Genomic DNA, 16,822 nt, shown 5'->3' on the forward strand with positions numbered 1-16,822 from the left:
CGCGCCTAGCATTCACCGGTCTCTAACCACTTAAACGTCTAATGCCGCAAAATTGTAACACCGTTAATCTCCGTCCCGCTTCTCCTCGCCGGAACGCTCGAACAAGCCCATCTCCTTCGCCTGCTGCGCCGCTTCCTTGGAGGAACCCGTCTTCAGCTTCCGCAGAATGTTGCCGACGTGGTTCTTGACCGTGCGCAGCGACAGGAACCGCTTCTCGGCGATCTGCGACTGCGAATAGCCCTCGTCGATCAGCTCGAGCAGCTCCAGCTCCGACGGCGTGATGAGGTCGCGCAGCTTCTTGGCCTCGAACTCCCGCTCGATCCCCTTCAGCCGGCGGAATTCCTCGCGCATCCGCTCCGCGGCGGCCGGGCTGATCGGCGACTGGTGGCTCGCGGCCGCCCGCACCGCCGCAGGCAGCGACTCGAAGTCGCTCTTGATCTGGTAGTCGATCGCCCCCGCCTGGAACGAACGGAGAATGAGTTCCTTCTCCTCCATCGAGGTGAGCATGACGACCCGCGCTCCGGTCGCGAGCGCCGCTTCCTCCGCCAGCCGGATTCCTTCGGGGACGCCGTCCAGCATGATGTCCATAAGAACGACGTCCGCCGCCGGGCTGCCGCCTTCCAGCGCCTCCCGAACGGCCGCCGGGTCTCCGGACGAATAGACGACCGCAAGGTCGCTCTCCCGGCTCAGATAGGCCGTCAGCCCTCGAAGCCAATCCCGGTCATCCTCGACGATCCATACCTTGATGCGCTCCAACCCTCTCGCCTCCTCCGGCTGCTGAATGCCCGATTTTCCCCGTTGCCGCAGCCTTCACCGCCTTCGCCGCCTTCTTCGGCAGACTCAGGTACACCGCCGTCCCCTTGCCGGGGCGGCTGTCGAGATGAAGCGAACCGCCGTGCTTGCGCATGACGTGATAGGCATACGGCAGCCCAAGCCCGAAGTTGGCCGCTCCGCCGCGGGTCGTGTAGAACGGCTCCAGCGCCCGCCGCGCCTGCGCCCGGTCCATCCCCGGCCCCGTGTCCCGCACCTCGACGATCAGTTCCCGCTTCGTCGCCGCGAGCCTCACGGTCAGCGCCCCTTCCCCGTTCAGCGCTTCGATTGCGTTCGACAACACGTTGTTCAACGCCTCGGCCACCTGCGCCGCGTCCAGCCGGCAGCGCCAGCCTTCTTCCGCTTCGACGGCCAACCTCGTCCGGCCAAGCCGCGGGACGACCGTCGCCGCCGCTGCCTTGACCAGCTCCCCGAGATCGGCTTCGCCCGGCCGCAGCACGAGCTCCTCCGTCCGGCGGTGCACGCGGGAGATCATCTCCTGCATATGGCTCGATGCACGCAGCACCGTCTCGATATCCTCGAGCAGATCCGGCTGGGAGGTGCTCTGTGCGTAGGCTTTCATTTTCTCCCCGAAGAGCTTGATCTTGCCCGCATCGTTCTTGATCGCATGGTTCAGAATCGCCGTCCCCGACGTCACGACCCGCATCGCGGAATCGAGCCGCCGCCTCTCCACGAGCACGCTCAGCCCCATGAAGCCGTACGTGAACAAGCCGAGCACGAACGCGGCGACGCCAAGGCCGACGAACCAGGTGTTGTACACCCACATCCGCATCATCCCGAGGCTGGGCAGGACGAAGTTCATCACCGCGAAGAAGACGACCGGGGGCAGCACGGATAAGCAGACGATCCAGTAGCCGGACGACCATGCGGCATGGCGGGGCTTGCGCATCAGGACAAGGACGACTCCGACTGCGATATACGGCACCGCCCACCAGACGGCAATCGTATACGAGATGGGCATCCTCTCGGTGTAGCCCGGCGTGAACAGCACGCAATAGACGATCGGCGCGAGCAGCAGAAGCGGAACGGCGATCGACAGCCTCCGGGAGAGCGCCCGCCCGCGATAGGAGATCGCGAACAGCAGGAAGAAGTACGGAACTCCATAGTAGGAGGAGACGGAAGAAGCCGCTTGAACGTGATAGAGCAGCCGGCCCCAGCTCTCGTACCGCCCCAGACCGTCCAGATACGGCAGGAAGCGGCCGTCGAGAACGGCTGCGAGAGCTCCCGTGCCGCCGAAGAAGGCGACTCCGCCGAGCCGGCGCAGGTCCGCCGAACGCCGGTCGGCAAGCAGCATAAACGCCGCGACGGCCCATAATGCGATCCACACGAACAGCATGCCTGCGCTCCTCCCGATCGTTGTCCTCGTACGAGCCTTTCCTTGCTTCTCCGACAATAGTTCGACAATACCTTACTTGTTCGACAATGCAGGCTATTCCCCTTCTTCGCGCAGCCTGGACAAGGCGGCTCCGATTCGGAGCGTGATCTTCGTTCCTTGCCCGCTCGCACTGTCGATCTCCAGCTCCGTCCCGTAGAGCGTCCGCAGCCGGCGCCGCACGTTCGCCAGGCCGACGCCGGTCCGGCGGAGGCGGGCACCTTCCGCACCGGCATCGTTCATCCCGGCAGCGTTATCTCCGGCCTCGTCCCCTCCGGCTTCCTCCGCCTGCGGCATTCCCGGCCCATTGTCCGCCACCTCGACGACGATGCCTCCCGCCCCCTCGCTTCTCGCGACGATGGACACGGTTCCGCCGGACAGCCGCTTCGTTGCGCCGTGTCGGACCGCGTTCTCCACGATCGGCTGCACGATCAGCGGCGGAACGAGCGCGTCCAGGCCATCCTCGATGTCGAACTCCAGCTTCAGCCGCTCGCCGAAGCGGGCCTGTTCGATGAAGAGATAGGACTTCGTCTGCTCGAGCTCCTTCGCGAACGGAATGAGCTCCTCCCGGCTGTCGAAGTCGAAGCTGCCGCGCAGGAACTGGCTCAGCCGGCCCAGCATCTCCCGGGATCGCTCGACGTCCGTGTAGCTTGCCGAGAGGACGGCATTAAGCGCGTTGAACAGGAAGTGCGGCTTGATCTGCGCGCGCAGGAAGTCGAGCTCCGAACGAACAAGCTCCCGTGCCGAGCTCTTCATCTCCAGCAGCGTGCGCACCCGCGCCTTCAGCTCCTCGGCTTCGACGGGCTTGCCCAAGTAATCGTTCGCCCCCGCTTCGAAGCCGAGCAGGCGATCCTCCATCCGGCTGCGCGCCGTCAGAATGAGCACCGGAAGCTCCGACAGCGAGTAGCGCGTGCGGATCGCCCGGCACACCTCGTAGCCGCTCATCCGCGGCATCATGAGGTCCAGGACGACGAGCTCGACGTCCTTGCGCTCCTCCAGAAGCTGCAGCGCCTCTTCGCCGCCGCAGGCCGTCAGCACCGAATAGCTCTCCATCGTGAGCAGATTGATCAACACCTGGCGATTCGCGGCATCGTCGTCGACGACCAGAATCGTCTGCGGATGCCGAGCCAAGACGCGCGGCGCGGCGTCCTGCCGCTCCGGCTGCCGGCCGTCCGGCACCGTCGCCGCCTCCGATCTCTCCAAGGCCGCCGCCACATATTCGGCAGCCGGGGAGGCAGCCGGGGAGGCGGCCGATGAGATGGTCGGGGATGCAGCCGGGGATGCGGTCGGGGAAGTGAGCGGAGATGCGATCGGAAGCGTAAAGGTGAAGGCGGCGCCCTCCCCCGGCTGCGAACGGACGGATATCGATCCTCCGTGCAGCTCGACCAGCTTCTTCGTCACGCTAAGCCCCAGGCCCATGCCGCCGTAGTCTCTCGCGATCGAGCTGTCCGCCTGCTCGAACGACTCGAAGACCGCCTCCTGCCGGTCCTGCGGGATGCCGACTCCCGTATCCGAGACAGTGACGGCCACCCATCCGTTCCTCGCCGAGGCGGAGACGGCGACCTCCCCCTCCGACGTAAACTTGAATGCGTTGCCGATCAGGTTGTGCAAGATTTGCGTCAGCCGATCCTCGTCCCCCCGGACCCTTGGCAGCGTATCCGGCAGCCGGTCGATCGGGCGGACCCGAAGATTGGAACTGACGGCGTGCATCTCCAGCACGACCTTGACGAGCGCCTTCAGATCGACGGAGTCCGCGCGCAGAACGATCTCTCCGTTGTTCAGCTTCGAGAAATCCAGAATGTCGCCGACGAGATGAGACATGCGACGGCCCGAATTGACGATGAGGGACAGGTTGTGCCCTTGGACGGAGCTCATCTTCCCGGCTGCCCCGTCCAGCATCGATTGGGCGATGTTGATCATGGCGTGAAGCGGCGTGCGCAGCTCATGGGACGTATTCGCCATGAATTCGTCCTTCAGCTTGTCGAGAGATTTTAGCTTCTCGGACAGCCGCTCCACCGTCGTGAACGCCCGGGTGAACCGTCGCGACAGGAACAGAAGCTGGCAGAGCATAAAGCCGACGAAGGAGATCGGCTGCAGGGAGTAAGCCGCCATCGCTCCGCCGTTGTACAGGAACGAGCCGAGGTTGATGAGGAAGATGAACAAGGCGCTGAGCGCCATGTACAGCGCGCCTTCATCGCGGCGAACGGCGCTTCTGCCCATAATTCCCATGCAATAGAACATGAGCGCGAAGCTGAGCAAGTAATACAGCCAATCCCAGGAGCTGAATACGGCGGACGGAGCGGCGAGAATGACGAGAAGACGAACCGCCAGCTCCGCTTCGAACGTCCGCACGATCCACCGCTGCGCATAGCGGGGGAAGGAGAGCCGCGTATACATGAGCAAGCTGTATTCCGAGGCAAGTCCCGAGAGGAACTGCAGCTTCGTAAACGCTATGTAAGACATATCCGGGAACATCAGACCGAACAGCTTGTCCCCGTGCGTCATCAGATAGACGAAGTTCGCGATGCACGTCAGCCCGAACCAGAGCAGCGCGTCCTGATTGCCCGATCGCATCCGATAGAGCACGATCATATAAGCGCCGAGCAGCAGTATAATGAAGCCGGTTACAGCATCCAGCGCAACCGTCTTGTCCCGGTAGCCGGCGATCGCCTTCTGTTCGCCGAAGTAGATCGGGTGCGTAATTCCGCCGGTCGTGTAATCGTAATTGGCCACTTGAAGCACGATCTGAAGCTTGCCGCCGCTTGCCTCCAGATAGCTTGCATAAGGGAGGTTTGCCGCTTCCGTGCTCGTCCGGCCCGCGCCGGGGATGCCCCCCGAGCCGATCTCCGCGCCGTCCGCGAACAGCCGATGGGCCGTCTTCACATTGTTGACGATTATCCCGTATCTGCCGTCGCCCGAAGCCGGAAGCCGGATCGTGAGGCGATAGGTTCCATAGCCGAAGGAAGACGGCTCGCCCGCTTCGCCGCCGACCTCCCACGCGGACGGAACGTCCTCGTAGCCGGTCAAGCTCGAAGCGGCTCCGCCGGCCGCGTTCGCCTCCATGAAGTCCTTCGGCTCCAGCAGCCTGCCCTCGTAGAACTCCCACTGCCCATTCAGAGGAACGATGCTCTGACCCTCCCGGTTCCACTCCGTCAGATCCAATACCCCTTGCACCGCTTCCGGAGCTTGTCCGTCAATCGAGCGGTAGGAGAGGAGCAGATACCAGCAGCAGCCCGCAACAAGCAAGCTGAGAAAAACAACAGGGACAACGGCTTGCTTCAAACGGTTCACGATACTCGGTCTCCTTCTGCCCGTTCAGGGCATAAGAACTTCGATGCTTCCATCCTTCCGTGAAGCGACGACGGCGGAAGTCATGCCGATGAAGAGGCCGTTGTCCACGACGGCCGGAATCTGGTTCAGCCGGGCGTTCAAGCTTGCCGGATCGACGATGCGGCCGAAGCGGCAATCCGCGATCCAATTGCCGTTGTCCGTTACGTAGCGATCGCCGCCCGGCGCCAGCCGAATGACGGGATCGCCGCCCAGCTCGCACAGCCGATTCAACGTAAGCCGTTCCGCGAACGGAACGATCTCCACCGGCAGCGGGAACGCCCCAAGCGTCGGAACGAGCTTGGATTCGTCCACGATAACGACGAAGCGATCGCTCGCGGCTGCCAGCACCTTCTCCCTCAGCAGCGCTCCGCCCCCTCCCTTGATCAGATGAAGACGTTCGTCCACCTCGTCCGCCCCGTCGATCGTCAGGTCGATTCGATCGATCTCGTTCAGAGAGACGAAGGGGATGCCCAGCTCGATCGCCAACTGCTCGGAGCGCATCGAACTGGCGACCGCCCGAATGGACAGCCCTTCCTTCACGCGTTCGGCGATCCGCCGAATGGCCCAATAAGCGGTCGACCCCGTTCCGAGTCCGACCGTCATTCCGTCCTCGATCCATTCGGCGGCTCTCTCCGCCGCTCTCCTCTTCAACTCGTCCGCGTTCATCGCATGACAACTCCGATCCCACCGCGTTTTATCGAAAAGTATACTACCAAAGCAACCGAAAGGATAGGGTTCCGGGCGCGCCCATGGCAAACAGAGCCGGTCCCCCCAAGGGACCGGCTCTGCCGCATTCCATTCATTCTATGCGATTCGTTCGCCTAATCTATCAATTCGGCCAACCGCGCGGCCCATCAGCGTCTACGCGCCTATGCCCCGCCTGACTTCACCCCTGCGCCGCCGCCAGCGCCGCTTCCGTCCGGGCGCGATCGCGCTCCAGAACCGGCCCCAAGTAGCGCCCGGTATAGGAGTCAGCGTTCTGCGCAAGCTGCTCCGGCGTGCCGGTGCCGACGATCGTTCCGCCGCCGCTGCCGCCCTCCGGGCCGAGATCGATCAAATAATCAGCCGTCTTGATGACGTCCAGATTGTGCTCGATCACAAGCACGCTCTCGCCCGAATCGACGAGCCGCTGCAGCACTTGCAGCAGACGGTCGATGTCGTCGGCGTGAAGCCCTGTCGTCGGCTCGTCGAGAATATAGAGCGTCTTGCCCGTGCTGCGCCGGTACAGCTCGGCGGCGAGCTTCACGCGCTGGGCTTCGCCGCCCGACATCGTTGTCGACGGCTGGCCGAGCGTCATGTAGCCGAGGCCGACGTCGAGCAGCGTGCTCACCTTGCGATGGATGCGCGGAATATTCTGGAAGAATTCCGTCGCCGCTTCAATCGTCATCTCCAGCACATCTGCAATATTCTTGCCCTTGTACTTGACCTCCAGCGTCTCGCGGTTGTAGCGCTTGCCCTTGCACACCTCGCAAGGCACATAGACGTCCGGCAGGAAGTGCATCTCGATCTTGATGATCCCGTCGCCCTTGCACGCCTCGCAGCGTCCGCCCTTCACGTTGAAGCTGAAGCGCCCCTTCTTGTAGCCGCGAACCTTCGATTCGTTCGTCATCGCGAACACGTCGCGGATGTCGTCGAACAATCCCGTGTAGGTTGCCGGGTTCGACCGCGGCGTCCGTCCGATCGGAGATTGGTCGATGTCGATGACCTTCTCCAGATGCCGGATGCCAAGCATCTCCTTGTACTCGCCGGGACGCATCTTCGCCCGATTCAAGTCGCGCGCAAGCGTCTTGTACACGATCTCGTTGACGAGCGTCGACTTGCCGGAGCCGGACACCCCGGTAACCGCCGCGAAAACCCCAAGAGGAATCTTGACGCTCAAGTTCTTCAGGTTGTTCTCCTTCGCTCCCTTGACCTCGAGCCACTTGCCGTTCAGCTTCCGCCGATCAAGCGGCACCGGAATGAACCTCCGGCCGCTTAAGTAGGCTCCCGTCAGCGAATTCTCGTCCTCCATGACCTCTTCCGGAGTTCCTTGCGACACGACCCTCCCGCCGTGCACGCCCGCTCCGGGGCCGATATCGATCAGATAGTCCGCCGCCCGCATCGTGTCCTCGTCGTGCTCCACAACGATCAGCGTGTTGCCGAGATCGCGCATATGCTCGAGGGTCTGGATAAGCCGGTCGTTGTCCCGCTGATGCAGCCCGATGCTCGGCTCGTCGAGAATGTAGAGAACCCCCATCAAGCTCGAACCGATCTGCGTCGCCAGCCGAATTCGCTGAGCCTCGCCGCCGGACAGCGTGCCCGCCGCCCGCGACATCGTCAGATAGTCCAGCCCGACGTTCACAAGGAATCCGAGGCGATTATTAATCTCCCTAAGAATAAGATTCGAGATTTGCAGCTCCTTCTCGTTCAGCTCGAGCCCGGCGAAGAACCGGCGAGCGTCTCCGATGGACAACGACGTCACATAAGAGATGTTCTCCCCGGCGATCGTCACGGCGAGCGTCTCCGGCTTCAGGCGATGCCCCTTGCACTTGCCGCACGGCCGAGCGCTCATGTACTCCTCGATGAACTCGCGGATGCCGTCGGACGCCGTATCCCGGTATCGGCGCTCCAGATTGTGCACAATGCCCTCGAACGGAACGTGCGCATCCCGGCTATGGCCGAAGTCGTTCTCGTAACGGAAGCGAACCCGCTCCCCGCCCGTCCCGTACAACAAGGTATTCAATTGCTTGTCGCCAAGCTCGGACACCGGCTTGTCCATTGGAATGCCGTAGTGCTCGCACACCGCAGCCAGGAATTGGGGGTAATAGTTCGACGTGCTGCCCGCCCATGCTTCGAACGCCCCTTGCTCGATGCTCCGGTCGCGATCCGGCACCAGCAGCTCGGGATCGATAACCATCTTGGCCCCGAGGCCGTCGCATTCCGGGCAAGCCCCGAACGGCGAATTGAAGGAGAACATCCGCGGCGCCAGCTCCTCGATCGAGAAGCCGCACACCGGACAAGCGAGCTTCGAATTGAACAGCAGCTCCTCCTTGTCGATGATGTCCACAATCACCTGACCGTCGGACAGCTTGAGCGCCGTCTCGAGCGAATCCGCCAGCCGCGTCGCCACGTCGTCCTTCACGACGATCCGGTCCACAACGACCTCGATCGAATGCTTCTTGTTCTTCTCGAGCTCGATCTTCTCCCCGAGATCGCGAATCTCCCCGTTGATTCGAACCCGAACGAAGCCCTGCTTCTGAATGTCGGCGAGCAGCTTGACGTGCTCTCCCTTGCGCCCGGAGACGATCGGAGCCAGAATCTGCAGCCGGGTCCGCTCCGGATACTCCATGATTCGGTCCACCATCTGCTCCACCGTCTGCGAAGTGATCTCCACTCCGTGGTCCGGGCAGTGGGGCCGCCCGATCCGGGCAAACAGAAGACGCAGATAGTCGTAAATCTCGGTCACCGTGCCGACCGTCGAACGGGGGTTGCGGCTTGTCGTCTTCTGATCGATCGAGATCGCAGGCGAGAGACCGTCGATCGAATCGACATCCGGCTTGTCCATCTGGCCGAGAAACTGCCGTGCGTACGCCGAGAGCGACTCCACGTAGCGCCGCTGCCCTTCCGCGTAAATCGTGTCGAACGCCAGCGAAGACTTGCCCGAGCCGCTCAGTCCAGTCAAGACGACGAACTTGTCGCGCGGGATGGTCACGTCGATGTTCTTCAGATTATGGGCGCGCGCGCCCTTGATGACGATGTTCTCATTGGCCAACGGTAAAGCCCCTTTCGTTACGGTCATTGCGAGCCGGCGCCGAGCCGCCGCGATTATCCGTTCATAAGAATATGTGTTCCCATCCATTATAGCGAAGCCCTCTTTAGGTTGCAAATGGCAATCTTCCCCCTCGGTTGTCCCGACCCCAAAACTCGAATACAATCACAGGTAGAGACCAACCTACACGGCACTCGCATTCCACATGAAGGAGCGACATCATCTTGGCTTATGACGAAGAAAGCTTGCTGTTCGCATTCGCCGAACGAGCCGATCTGCCCGCCATCGTCGACATCTATAACGGAACGATCTCCTCCCGCATGGTGACGGCCGACCTCAATCCGGTCACGGCGGAAGAGCGCTTGCCCTGGTTCGAATCCCACACGCCGGACCGCAGGCCGATCTGGGTCGCGAAGCGAGGCGGAGAACTGCTTGCCTGGGCAAGCCTTGGCGATTTCTACGGAAGACCGGCGTACAACGGCACGGCGGAGCTAAGTGTCTACGTTGCGGAGGCGGCCAGGGGAACCGGCGTCGGCACCCGGATCGTGCAGCATGTGTTCGCGGAGTGTCCCCGCCTGCGGGTGAACACGATTCTCGGGTTCGTGTTCGCTCATAACGCCCCGAGCATCGGGCTGCTTCGCAAGCTCGGCTTCGAGCAATGGGGCTACTATCCGGAAGTGGCGGAGCTCGACGGAGTCCTCCGGGATCTTGCCATCCTGGGCATCAAAATCGAAAGCGAGGAGAAGCCGAATGAATCTGGGATTGGAAAATAAATCGGTATTCGTCGCCGCAGCCAGCAAAGGCATCGGCAAAGCGATTGCGTTGGAGTATGCCCGCGAGGGCGCCAGAGTCACGATTGCGAGCCGCGATAAAGATCGGTTGCAGGCCGCTCGGGACGAGATTGCCGCAGCTTCCGGCCTCGTTCCGCACGTCGTGCAGTTGGACGTCAGGAGCCCGGAGGAGGTTCGTGCCGCCATCCAATCGGCCGTCGCCCGTCATGGCGGGCTCGACGTTCTTGTGACGAACGCCGGCGGGCCTCCCCAGGGAGGCTTCGAAGCATTCGACGATGCCGGCTGGCAGGGCGGCTTCGAGCTCACGCTGCTCAGCGTCGTTCGCTTGATCCGCGAGTCCCTGCCCCATCTGCGTGCGGCTTCGGACGGCGGCCGGATCGTGAACATCGCCTCCGTATCCGTCAAGGAGCCGATCCCGAACCTGATCCTGTCGAACGTATTCCGCGCCGGCGTGCAATCGCTCGCCAAGACGCTCTCGCTGGAGCTGGCGCCCGATCGCATCCTGATCAACACCGTCGCCCCCGGACGAATCGGCACCGATCGCATCGCCCAACTCGACAGCTTGCGAGCCGAACGAACGGGTCAGACCGTCGACCAAGTCCGCCAAGCCGCCAACGCAGCCATCCCGCTCGGCCGCGCCGGCATGCCGGAAGAATTCGCCAAGGCGGCCGTCTTCCTCGGCTCCTTCGCCAACAGCTATGTCACCGGCCAAGCCCTCCTCGTCGACGGCGGAACGGTCCGCTCTCTTTGAACCTCACATCGGGGCAGCGCGGCCTGAGCAGCCGTCTCCACCGCTGCCCCGATCCCTTTGACACACAACCCTCGTTCTAATCGATTATGCCTCCTCTCCCCTTCGTTCAGGAACCGTGCAAGGATGTTTGCTTCATAGAAGCCCTGCCGTTCGCCTTTTTTTTCGCCAATTTCCCACTGATAAGATTTGCATTCCTCCCATAAAATGCTATAATAAACAAGAACAAATGTTCTGTTTTTTTGGAGGGGGAAATGTTATGTTCGGTAGCTATGCGGAGTATCTTACGGCGCGCGGCGGCGAAGCGGCTTGTTTGGCTTATTTTATCCATTGCCGGTGGCCGGAAGGATTCCACTGCCCGCTCTGTGGTCATCGCTCAGCCTATACGATCACAACTCGCCGAATGCCTCTCTATGAATGCGTTCGCTGCCGCCTTCAGACTTCCGTGACTTCGGGCACTTGCATGGAAGGCACGCGGACCCCGCTATCGAAGTGGCTGATCGCTATGGAACGAATGGGTGATCCGCAATCTGGCATTAATGCCGTTCAGCTTGCCAAGCTGATTAACGTGACCTACAAGACGGCTTATTCCATGATGAATAAGATTCGCGAGAGTCTGCTTGGCTGCGGGACAACGCTTCTTAGCGGGCGCATCGAAGCTGGCCTGGCTGTATTCGGGACTCCCGGCAAGCTCATCCTGGAAATAGGCGATCGGCAGCAACCGTTAGCCATTGCCACCGAGATTGACGACTCCAACCGTCCTAAGCGCATGACTTGGGTGATGCTGGAACGCGGCCAGATGAATGGCCGCTGTATGATTAGGGACACCTGGCGTGAATTCAAACATCAATGCTTCGCTTCCGATCCCGTCAGCCAAGCCAACGAGGTGCATCGATCCTGGTTTCTGACCGTTCGTCATTGCCGGACGATGACTCCAATTATTCGCAAGGAATTCCAACGAATCCAGACGACCTATCACGGCATCGGACTGGCTTCTTTGCCTAAGTACCTGGCCGAGTCGGTCTTCCGTTGGAATGCTCTGCAGAACGAAGAAGATTTGCTTCGACTTACCGTTCAAGCCTGTCAGTCCAGTTGCCGTGCAGAGCGATCCGATCCCTTCCTCAGGCTTGCCTGCTAATCTAAAGACGAATGCGGAGGCGGGCAAGACTTCCTGCTGCCCCTGATGCGATCAATTATCGTTATATTTGCGTGCGTCGGATTGGCGTACCTTCGATTGGCGTGCGTCGGATTGGCGTACGTTCGATTGGCGCGTTCTCGATTGGTCCGTGCACGATTGGCGTGCCTTAGTTTGGTCTGCGTTGGCGAAGCTTCTTCAAGGTTGGCGAACCTTGGCCTTCCCAATGACGCAAGCGCTTCCTGAGCAAGCGGGAGAGGAGGCATAATGAAAAAAAAAGAGATAGTATTGCTCGGGGACGGAGCGGAGATGGCGACGAGGACGAGGACGAAGACAGAGCCCCTGCAAGCAGGTAAACAAACAACGCCGGAAGGACATTGGTGCAGGCGTCCGGCCGGCGCTTGGGTGCAGCGTCATTTCGCTTGGAGGCTTATTGGCTTACATGCCTGCCTTCAGTTCCAGCAGGGCGTCCCGGAGCTCGGCGGCGCGTTCGAATTGGAGGCTCTTCGCCGCTTCCTTCATCTCGGCTTCGATGCGCTGAATGAGGGACAGGCGATCCTTCTTCGTCAGCTTGTCGACGTTCTCCGCTCCGGTGAGGTACGTGCTCTTCTGCTCGGCGACCTTCGTCGCCTCGATGACGTCGCGCACCTTCTTGCGGATCGTCTGCGGCGTGATGCCGTGCGTCTCGTTGTAGGCAACCTGAATGGCGCGGCGGCGCTCCGTCTCTCCGATCGCCTTCTCCATCGAGTCGGTGATTTTGTCGCCGTACATGATGACGCGGCCTTCCGAGTTGCGCGCCGCCCGGCCGATGGTCTGAATCAGCGAGCGCTCGGAGCGAAGGAAGCCTTCCTTGTCGGCGTCGAGAATGGCGACAAGCGATACTTCCGGCAAGTCGAGTCCTTCGCGAAGCAGGTTGATGCCGACGAGCACGTCGAACGTGCCGAGCCGGAGGTCGCGCAGAATGGCCATCCGCTCCAGCGTCTTGATGTCCGAGTGCAAGTAATTGACCTTGATTCCGACCTCCTTCAGGTAGTCGGTCAGGTCTTCGGACATTTTCTTCGTGAGGGTTGTCACGAGAACCCGCTCGTCCTTCGTGATCCGGTCGCGAATCTCGCCGAGCAGATCGTCGATCTGCCCCTTCGTCGGCCTGACCTCGATGATCGGGTCGACGAGGCCGGTCGGTCGGATGATCTGCTGCACCATCGTCGGGCAATTCTCGATCTCATATGGGCCGGGCGTCGCGGAGACGTAGACGAGTTGCTTGGCCTTCTTCTCGAATTCCTCGAACTTAAGCGGCCGGTTGTCCTTCGCCGACGGGAGCCGGAAGCCGTGATCGACGAGCACGGTCTTCCGGGCTTGGTCCCCGTTGTACATCGCGCGAATCTGCGGCAGCGTCACGTGAGACTCGTCGATGATCGTGATGAAGTCATCCGGGAAGAAGTCCATCAGCGTATACGGAGTTGCTCCTCGTTCGCGGAAGGTCATCGGTCCCGAGTAGTTCTCGATGCCGGAGCAGAAGCCCATCTCCGCCATCATCTCCAGGTCGTAACGGGTGCGCTGCTCCAGCCGCTGCGCCTCCAGCAGCTTGCCGTCCTCGCGAAGCTCGGCCAGCCGCTCCTCGAGCTCGCGCTCGATATTGACCAGCGCAACCTTCATCTTCTCTTCGCCGGTGACGAAGTGAGACGCCGGGAAGATCACGATATGCTCGCGGTCGGCGACGATCTCGCCGGTGAGCGTGTCGATCTCGGCGATTCGCTCGATCTCGTCTCCGAACAGCTCGACGCGAATGGCGCGGTCGCTTCGCGATACGGGGAAGATCTCCAGCACGTCGCCGCGCACGCGGAACGTCCCGCGGACGAAGTTCATGTCGTTGCGTTGATATTGGATATCGACCAATTTATGCAGAATCGCGTTGCGGGACTTCTCCATCCCGACCCGCAGGCTCAGCCGAAGATCGCGGTACTCCTCCGGAGAACCGAGGCCATAGATGCAGGACACGCTGGCGACAATAATGACGTCGCGGCGCTCGAACAGCGACGAGGTCGCGGAGTGGCGCAGCTTGTCGATCTCGTCGTTGATGCTCGAATCCTTCTCGATATAAGTATCCGTCGAAGGAATGTAGGCTTCGGGTTGGTAATAATCGTAGTAGCTGACGAAGTACTCCACCGCGTGGTTCGGGAAGAACTCCTTGAACTCGCTGCATAGCTGGGCCGCGAGCGTCTTATTGTGAGCGATCACGAGCGCCGGGCGGTTCGCCTGGGCGATCGTGTGGGCGATCGTGAACGTCTTCCCCGTCCCGGTCGCGCCGAGCAACGTCTGATGCCGGATGCCTGCGTTCAAGCCGGCGACCAGTTCCTTTATCGCCTCCGGCTGGTCTCCTTGAGGCGTATAGTCCGATTCCACCTTGAAGTTCGCGGGCGCATACTCGTATGACGTCTCCGACATGAATGGTGCACCTCCGTGTTTTGGTTTATTTTCAGCCGATCGAATGTATGTTCCCATCCCATTATAACTATCGTCCGCATTCGCGTCAAAAGCGACCTACTGCAACTCTCCACCGTAAAGTATAATAGATTCAACCAGGTGAATGGAAATTATCCGACGGAGGTAACGCTATGGGACTGTTCTCCTTCTTAAAGGGCCAATTTATCGAGGTGATCGAATGGCTCGGCGACAAAGAATCGATGGTTTACCGCTTCCCGGCTTACGATAACGCGATTAAAATGGGAGCCAAGCTCGTCGTACGCGAATCGCAGACGGCCATCTTCCTGAACGAGGGGCAGATCGCGGACGTGTTCGGCCCCGGAACATACACGCTCAATACGCAAAATATGCCGGTGCTGACCGCCTTGAGATCGTGGAAACACGGGTTCAACTCGCCGTTCAAGGCGGATGTGTTCTTCGTCAGCACCGCAAGCTTCCCGAACCTGAAGTGGGGGACGACGAACCCGGTCATCATGCGCGACACGGAGTTCGGCATGATTCGGCTGCGCGGCTTCGGCAGCTACTCCATCCGGGTCGGCGATCCCGCACTCTTCCTTCGCGAGATTATCGGGACGAGCTCCAGCTTCGCTCCCGAGCAGATTGCCGGGTACTTGAAGTCGATTATCGTGACCGGAGTCAGCGACCGCATCGGGGAATCGAACATTCCGGTGGCCGACCTCGCCTCTTCCTACGAGGAGTTGGGCCGCGATATCTCCAAGCTGCTTCAACCGAAGTTCGGCGCCATGGGACTTGCGCTGACCGGGCTTCAAGTGGAGAACCTGAGTCTGCCGGAGGATGTCGAGAAGATGATCGATCGCAGATCCTCGATGAACATTGCCGGGAATCTCGATCAGTATATGAAGTATCAGGCGGCGGAAGCGCTGCGCGAAGCGGCGAATAATCCCGATTCCGGAGCGGCCGGCACGGGCGCCGGACTCGGGGCGGGCATGGCGATGGGCCAGATGTTCGCCCAGGCGATGAACGGAGGCGGAGCCGCGAATACGGGAGCCTCGTCCGCGGGAGCTGCGAATGCCGGCGCTGCGAATTCGGGCTCCCCTTCGGGCAAGAAGAGCTTCTGCTCGGAATGCGGGCAGTCTCTGGCCGCCGGCGCGAAGTTCTGTTCCGGCTGCGGAACGAAGGTGTAAGGGACGATGACGATGGAAGCGACACCTCCTTCATCCCCGGAACCGATCACCTTCCCCTGCAAGAGCTGCGGGGGGCCGATGCACTTCGACTCCGAAGCGCAAGCGATGAAGTGCCAGTACTGCGGCCGCGAAGAAGCCATCGTCTCCTCGGACGAGCGGCCGGTCGAATACGATCTGGAGCTGGATGCGGAGGCGGACCCGAAGCGCAAGGACTGGGGCATCAAGCAGCAAGCCGTCAAGTGCGAGAACTGCGGAGGGGTGAGCCTGATCCCCCTCCTCCAGACCGCGACGCTCTGCGCGTTCTGCGGCTCGCCCAAGGTGCTCCTGCAAGAGGACGCCGCCGATGCGATCCGTCCGGAGACGATGATTCCGTTCCAGGTGTCCAAGAGTGAAGCCGTGAATGCATTCCGCGCCTGGAAGAAGAAGCGCTGGTTCGTGCCGAACGCGTTCAAGAAAGGGCAGATCGACTCCGCCCTGACCGGAATTTACATTCCCTACTGGACGTTCGATTCCGACACGTATTCGAATTATTCCGCGGAGCGCGGGGATTACCATTACCGGAACGAGACGCGGACAAGGGTCGTGAACGGGAGGCGCGAGACGTATACCGAGAGGGTTCGCTATACGGTCTGGCGGCATGTCTCGGGCGATTACGGACGCTCCTTCGACGATGTGCTCATCCCCGCTTCCGGCCAATACGACGGCGAGCTGCTGCAGAAGCTCGGCAACTTCCGCCTCGAGAAGCTGACCGGCTACCTTCCCGAATACTTAAGCGGCTATGTCGCCGAGAAGTATTCGGTGAACCGAAGCGAAGGCTGGCAGCGGGCAAGGAATCGGATGAGCAGCACGCTGCATAATGAGATCCGGCAACGAATCGGCGGGGACGAGATTCGGGGGCTGCGGGTCGGAACGAACTACTTCAATCGCACCTACAAACACATTCTGCTGCCGGTCTGGAACGCCAATTACAAGTACAGGAACAAGCCTTACCGGTATATGGTGAACGGTCAGACCGGCCTCGTGTCCGGGCTCGTGCCTCGCAGTGCCGTGAAAATCACGTTTTTTGTGCTTTTCTGCCTGGCGGTGGCGATTCCGATTATTTGGTGGTTCATGCAGAACGAATAGCACGGCGAGGGTCCGAAGCGCAGCTTCGGGCCCCTTGCAGCGGCTTCGGGACTCTTGCATAAGAAGCGACAATGCGATACACTTTATTTAGATGATTATCTAAATATCTAATG

11 protein-coding genes are annotated in these 16,822 nt (G+C 61.1%); 5 read left to right on the plus strand and 6 right to left on the minus strand.

Annotation, left to right across the window (positions count from 1 at the left end; genetic code table 11):
* Window positions 1-63: 63 nt before the first annotated feature.
* The 5 genes from E6C55_RS09605 to uvrA form a co-directional block, all read right to left on the minus strand.
* Window positions 64-756, minus strand: coding sequence for a response regulator transcription factor (locus tag E6C55_RS09605; protein ID WP_136369572.1), 693 nt, complete (start codon window positions 754-756; stop codon window positions 64-66).
* Window positions 722-2,167, minus strand: coding sequence for a sensor histidine kinase (locus tag E6C55_RS09610; RefSeq protein ID WP_136369573.1), 1,446 nt, complete (start codon window positions 2,165-2,167; stop codon window positions 722-724). The genes E6C55_RS09605 and E6C55_RS09610 overlap by 35 nt, the downstream gene beginning before the upstream one ends.
* 93 nt (window positions 2,168-2,260) lie before the next feature.
* Window positions 2,261-5,494 (minus strand): ATP-binding protein, encoded by a 3,234-nt coding sequence (locus E6C55_RS09615; protein WP_136369574.1) that lies wholly within the window; start codon window positions 5,492-5,494, stop codon window positions 2,261-2,263.
* A 24-nt stretch (window positions 5,495-5,518) separates the two neighbouring features.
* Complete coding sequence (gene rpiA, locus E6C55_RS09620; protein WP_136369575.1) at window positions 5,519-6,199, minus strand: ribose-5-phosphate isomerase RpiA; 681 nt, start codon at window positions 6,197-6,199, stop codon at window positions 5,519-5,521.
* Between the two features lie 220 nt (window positions 6,200-6,419).
* Entirely contained in the window at window positions 6,420-9,284 is a 2,865-nt protein-coding gene (gene uvrA / locus E6C55_RS09625) for an excinuclease ABC subunit UvrA (protein WP_136369576.1), read from the minus strand.
* A 221-nt stretch (window positions 9,285-9,505) separates the two neighbouring features.
* Here uvrA and E6C55_RS09630 point away from each other — a divergent pair, with 221 nt between their 5' ends.
* The 3 genes from E6C55_RS09630 to E6C55_RS09640 all read left to right on the plus strand — a co-directional run bounded on the left by E6C55_RS09630 (window position 9,506) and on the right by E6C55_RS09640 (window position 11,958).
* Window positions 9,506-10,054 (plus strand): GNAT family N-acetyltransferase, encoded by a 549-nt coding sequence (locus E6C55_RS09630; protein ID WP_230986620.1) that lies wholly within the window; start codon window positions 9,506-9,508, stop codon window positions 10,052-10,054.
* The gene (locus tag E6C55_RS09635) at window positions 10,032-10,823 is read left to right on the plus strand and encodes an SDR family oxidoreductase (RefSeq protein WP_136369577.1); all 792 of its coding nucleotides are present in this window, start codon (window positions 10,032-10,034) and stop codon (window positions 10,821-10,823) included. The genes E6C55_RS09630 and E6C55_RS09635 overlap by 23 nt, the downstream gene beginning before the upstream one ends.
* A gap of 256 nt (window positions 10,824-11,079) precedes the next feature.
* Window positions 11,080-11,958, plus strand: a complete 879-nt coding sequence (locus tag E6C55_RS09640; protein ID WP_168735555.1) for a transposase — start codon at window positions 11,080-11,082, stop codon at window positions 11,956-11,958.
* 435 nt (window positions 11,959-12,393) lie between these two features.
* Here E6C55_RS09640 and uvrB read toward each other — a convergent pair whose 3' ends face one another.
* A complete protein-coding gene (uvrB, locus tag E6C55_RS09645) occupies window positions 12,394-14,400 on the minus strand; it encodes an excinuclease ABC subunit UvrB (protein WP_136369579.1) in 2,007 nt (668 codons plus the stop codon).
* A gap of 170 nt (window positions 14,401-14,570) precedes the next feature.
* On the opposite strand from uvrB, the gene E6C55_RS09650 reads away from it, so the two are divergent.
* Together E6C55_RS09650 and E6C55_RS09655 are read left to right on the plus strand one after the other, a co-directional pair.
* Entirely contained in the window at window positions 14,571-15,584 is a 1,014-nt protein-coding gene (locus E6C55_RS09650) for an SPFH domain-containing protein (RefSeq protein WP_136369580.1), read from the plus strand.
* 6 nt (window positions 15,585-15,590) lie between these two features.
* The gene (locus tag E6C55_RS09655) at window positions 15,591-16,709 is read left to right on the plus strand and encodes a hypothetical protein (protein ID WP_136369581.1); all 1,119 of its coding nucleotides are present in this window, start codon (window positions 15,591-15,593) and stop codon (window positions 16,707-16,709) included.
* The last annotated feature ends 113 nt before the right edge of the window (window positions 16,710-16,822 follow it).

This window comes from Cohnella fermenti (assembly GCF_004801405.1).
Lineage (GTDB): Bacteria > Bacillota > Bacilli > Paenibacillales > Paenibacillaceae > Cohnella > Cohnella fermenti.

Coding starts and splice junctions, on each gene's coding strand:
- E6C55_RS09610 (WP_136369573.1), bottom strand. CDS start 2,167: ATGCTGTTCGTGTGGATCGCATTATGGGCCGTCGCGGCGTTTATGCTG.
- rpiA (WP_136369575.1), bottom strand. CDS start 6,199: ATGAACGCGGACGAGTTGAAGAGGAGAGCGGCGGAGAGAGCCGCCGAA.
- E6C55_RS09635 (WP_136369577.1), top strand. CDS start 10,032: ATGAATCTGGGATTGGAAAATAAATCGGTATTCGTCGCCGCAGCCAGC.
- E6C55_RS09640 (WP_168735555.1), top strand. CDS start 11,080: ATGTTCGGTAGCTATGCGGAGTATCTTACGGCGCGCGGCGGCGAAGCG.
- uvrB (WP_136369579.1), bottom strand. CDS start 14,400: ATGTCGGAGACGTCATACGAGTATGCGCCCGCGAACTTCAAGGTGGAA.
- E6C55_RS09650 (WP_136369580.1), top strand. CDS start 14,571: ATGGGACTGTTCTCCTTCTTAAAGGGCCAATTTATCGAGGTGATCGAA.
- E6C55_RS09655 (WP_136369581.1), top strand. CDS start 15,591: ATGACGATGGAAGCGACACCTCCTTCATCCCCGGAACCGATCACCTTC.